General features: G+C 68.4%; 3 protein-coding genes. 1 reads left to right on the top strand and 2 read right to left on the bottom strand.

Translation table 11 applies throughout. The annotated features are described in order from the left end of the window. On the top strand, positions 1-122 hold a 122-nt coding region (locus PGX04_RS34630; RefSeq protein ID WP_377042584.1), incomplete at its 5' end, for a hypothetical protein. A 62-nt stretch (positions 123-184) separates the two neighbouring features. Here the strand turns inward: PGX04_RS34630 and PGX04_RS11600 are convergent. After that, positions 185-562: a hypothetical protein gene (locus PGX04_RS11600; protein ID WP_273738653.1), complete on the bottom strand. Its 378-nt coding sequence runs from the start codon at positions 560-562 to the stop codon at positions 185-187. Positions 563-642: 80 nt separating this feature from the next. After that, positions 643-838: DUF5817 family protein (locus PGX04_RS11605; RefSeq protein WP_273738654.1), on the bottom strand; the 196-nt coding region annotated here is incomplete at its 5' end.

Here is an 838-nt window from a genome sequence, read left to right on the forward strand (position 1 = left end):
GGTCGAACGCCGACGCGCTCGCCGAGATCATCGCCACCGCCGCGCTGGCTGGGGAACTCTCACTGCTGGCCGCGCTCGCCTCGCGGCACCTCGCGAGCGCGCATGAGGATCTGGGTCGATAGCGCGTGAGTCGAGCCCGTGGTTCGATAGCGCTCGAGTGCTGAAAACGAGAAGTCGGAGTAGACTACGCTGATTCCCGCGTCGCGCCCGTTTCGTCGCCGTCCTCGTCCGTACCGCGGCGAACCGTTCTGATCGCGACGTAGCATCCGGAAAGGACGAGAAGCGTCAGTCCGAGGACGACCTGCGGCCCCGTCGTCCCCAGTAAGACGAGTAGCCAGCCAACGGCGGCACCCCCGTGCCCGAGCGCGAGATCGTACCGTCCGACGCTCGCGTGGACGACGGCGAGAACAGCGAACGTCGCCGCGAAGATCCACGTGGTCGCGACCGTCGCGTCGACCCCGGCGATCGTTTCGTTGACGACCGTTCCGTAGACGAATAGCCCGATCGCAGCCAGGAGTCCCGTCCCGATGATGCGCCCCTGGAGACCGGTCGTCGCTGCCATACCGACTGGCGTCGCCGGACGGGGAAAGCCGTGGCGATCCGGTCGCGGCGAGTCCGGCGGACAAAACGGCCGCTGCGAGCCTACACCAGGCGATACTGCCCGCGGCTCTCGCTGACGACCCCGCGTCGAGCGAGTTTCTCGAGCGCCTCTCGAACGTACTCGGCCGAAACGCCGCGCTCACCCGCGTACGCGACGACCTCGTCCTCGGTCGGCCGGTCGAGTTCCTCGAGCGCGCCCGTCACGATCTCCTGCTTGCTGCCGCTGCGGGTCGACCCG

Source organism: Natrinema soli (assembly GCF_028618695.1).

What these genes read in the sequence shown, in the direction of transcription:
- PGX04_RS11600 (WP_273738653.1), bottom strand. Translation starts at nt 562, where the DNA reads ATGGCAGCGACGACCGGTCTCCAGGGGCGCATCATCGGGACGGGACTC.